Consider the following 2,979-nt stretch of genomic DNA (forward strand, 5'->3'; position numbering starts at 1 on the left):
TTTGTCATTTGACTAATGCCTAATGCCCAATGACCAATGACTAATTACCATGAAAATCCAGAAGATTTTAAATATTTTGACGCTGCTTACAGGCGCGATCGCAGTGACTATTATGAGTCTCTGGATCGGGAAGCAGGCTTATTCCTGGCTTCCCCCCCAAGCAGCAGCCGAATCCGTACTAATTGATGATTTGATTAGCTTCTTAGTAACCCTCGGTGCCTTCATCTTCTTGGGAGTAACAAGTACTCTGATGTATTCTGTTATTTTCCATCGAGCAGTCAAAGATGACTTCACTGACGGCCCCCCAATTCATGGCAATGTCACCTTAGAAGTTGTCTGGACAGCAATCCCAATTCTTTTGGTGTTTTGGATTGCGGGCTACAGCTACCAAGTTTACGAACAAATGGGGATTCAAGGCCCATCGGAATTAGTTCACCTGCATAATCCGCTAGCAATGCAATCGGCTCATGCAGAACCAAAAGATGCACCAGCTAATGCTTTAGGTGAACCTGTAGAAAAAATCGACGTACTAGCTAAACAGTGGGCGTGGGTTTTTCATTACCCAGAAAAAGATATTACCAGTACCGAATTGCATTTACCTAGCGATCGCCGGATACGTTTAGCGCTGAAATCACAAGACGTTCTCCACGGCTTTTATATACCTGCATTTCGCCTCAAGCAGGATATTATTCCTAACCATGCGATCGACTTTGAATTTACTCCCATTCGCCCCGGCAAGTACCGATTGACCGATTCCCAATATAGCGGTACATACTTTGCGACGATGCAGGCGAATGTAGTCGTCGAATCTCCTGAAGATTATCAGCAATGGCTAGCACAAGCTGCAACCCAAAAGCCATCCGTAGCAAAAAATCAGGCAGCTTCTGAGTATGCCCAAACATCCAATCAATCAGTCAAAACAGGTTGGGTTACAGTTCCACCTGCTGCACCTCCTCTAGTCAATTCACCTGGTTGAAAGGAAAGTAACCATGACTAATGTTCCTATTGAAGGTATTCTTCTCCCTGATGAAAAGCATAACCACGAATCTCCAAGTAATTGGAAAGAATACTTCAGCTTTAGTACTGACCACAAGGTAATTGGTATCCAGTATCTCGTTACCTCCTTCTTCTTCTTTCTCGTCGGCGGTATCTTTGCGATGGTGATGCGGGGAGAACTGATGACACCCGAATCAGATTTAGTAGATCGCACCGTCTACAACGGTATGTTCACCATGCACGGCACTATAATGCTGTTTTTGTGGACATTTCCCTCACTGGTTGGTTTTGCCAACTATTTAGTACCCCTGATGATTGGGGCGCGAGATATGGCATTTCCCCGCCTCAACGCCGTCGCCTTTTGGATGGTGCCAGTAGTTGGGATTTTGATGATGGGTAGCTTCTTCGTTCCTGGTGGCCCAGCCCAAGCTGGCTGGTGGTCTTACCCGCCAGTTAGTCTCCAGAATCCCACAGGTAACTTAATTAATGGTCAAGTTATCTGGCTCTTAGCAGTAGCAATATCCGGCGTATCCTCAATTATGGGGGCAGTCAACTTTGTCACCACAATCGTGAAGATGCGGGCCCCAGGAATGGGTTTCTTTCGGATGCCCTTGTTTGTCTGGGGAGTATTTAGCGCCCAGATTATCCAACTATTCGGATTACCTGCGCTGACAGCAGGCGCAGTGATGCTGCTACTCGACCTCACAGTTGGCACGAGCTTTTTTGACCCAGCCAAGGGTGGAAATCCAGTCATGTTCCAGCATTACTTCTGGTTCTACTCCCACCCCGCCGTTTACGTGATCATTCTGCCTGTCTTTGCGATTTTCTCAGAAATCTTCCCAGTTTATTCACGTAAACCTCTATTTGGTTACAAAGTAGTAGCTATTTCATCCATCTTGATTGCAGGAGTAAGCGGCATTGTTTGGGTACACCACATGTACGTCAGTGGTACATCAGGCTTGATGCGGTTGATTTTCATGCTGACAACAATGTGCGTGTCTGTACCCACAGGAATTAAAGTATTTGCCTGGGTAGCAACTATTTGGGGCGGTAAACTCCGGCTAAATACCCCCATGCTGTTTGCCTTGGGCGGATTAATCATGTTTGTCTTCGCCGGCATCACAGGCATCATGCTTTCCTCCGTGCCGGTTGATGTCCACGTTAACAATACCTACTTTGTAGTGGGACACTTTCACTACGTCCTCTACGGCACCGTGACGATGGGCTTATTTGCTGCCATCTATCACTGGTTCCCCAAAATGACCGGGCGGATGTACTCCGAAAGCTGGGGTAAAATCCACTTTTGGTTAGCCTTCATCGGCACCAACCTCAACTTTTTGCCCATGCACCCATTAGGATTGCAAGGGATGTTACGCCGAGTCGCTTCCTACGCCCCAGAGTATCAATTCTGGAATGTCATCGCTAGCCTTGGCGGATTCCTCTTAGGAATGTCCACCTTGCCCTTCATTTTCAACATGGTGATTTCTTGGATGCAAGGCGAGAAAGCACCTGCTAATCCTTGGCGAGCAATCGGACTAGAGTGGTTAGTTTCTTCACCCCCCCCAGTAGAAAACTTTGAAGAAATCCCCATCATCATCTCCGAACCCTACGGCTACGGCAAATCAGAACCCTTAACAGCCAACCTCCCAGAATAACGCCAAACATCGGGAAGACGCAAAAACCCTCCGCGTCCCTCTGCGCTTCCCTCCGCGTTCCTCGGCGTTTCAAATTCCCCCTCAAACTAACAGCAAAATGGACACTTATATCAATCCCCATGAATTGCAGCACACAGCCGCAGAACATACCCACGACGAAGAAGGCAACAAGATGTTTGGCTTCATTGTCTTCCTCCTCTCAGAAAGCGTCATTTTCTTAAGTTTTTTCGCCGGATATGCCATTTACAAAACAACAACCCCTAACTGGCTACCAGCAGGTGTTTCCGGGCTAGAAGTAAAAGAACCGACAATCAACACAGTAATTCTT

2 protein-coding genes and 1 pseudogene are annotated in these 2,979 nt (G+C 47.0%); all 3 read left to right on the plus strand.

What is annotated here, in order from left to right:
• Positions 1–49 precede the first annotated feature (49 nt).
• The gene (locus tag VE944_RS16560) at positions 50–976 is read left to right on the plus strand and encodes a cytochrome c oxidase subunit II (protein WP_324978875.1); all 927 of its coding nucleotides are present in this window, start codon (positions 50–52) and stop codon (positions 974–976) included.
• A 13-nt stretch (positions 977–989) separates the two neighbouring features.
• Entirely contained in the window at positions 990–2,651 is a 1,662-nt protein-coding gene (gene ctaD / locus VE944_RS16565) for a cytochrome c oxidase subunit I (protein ID WP_324978878.1), read from the plus strand.
• 97 nt (positions 2,652–2,748) lie between these two features.
• Positions 2,749–2,979: pseudogene (locus VE944_RS16570) on the plus strand (cytochrome c oxidase subunit 3); the annotation flags it as partial.

This window comes from Nostoc sp., from assembly GCF_035638895.1.
GTDB lineage: Bacteria > Cyanobacteriota > Cyanobacteriia > Cyanobacteriales > Nostocaceae > Nostoc.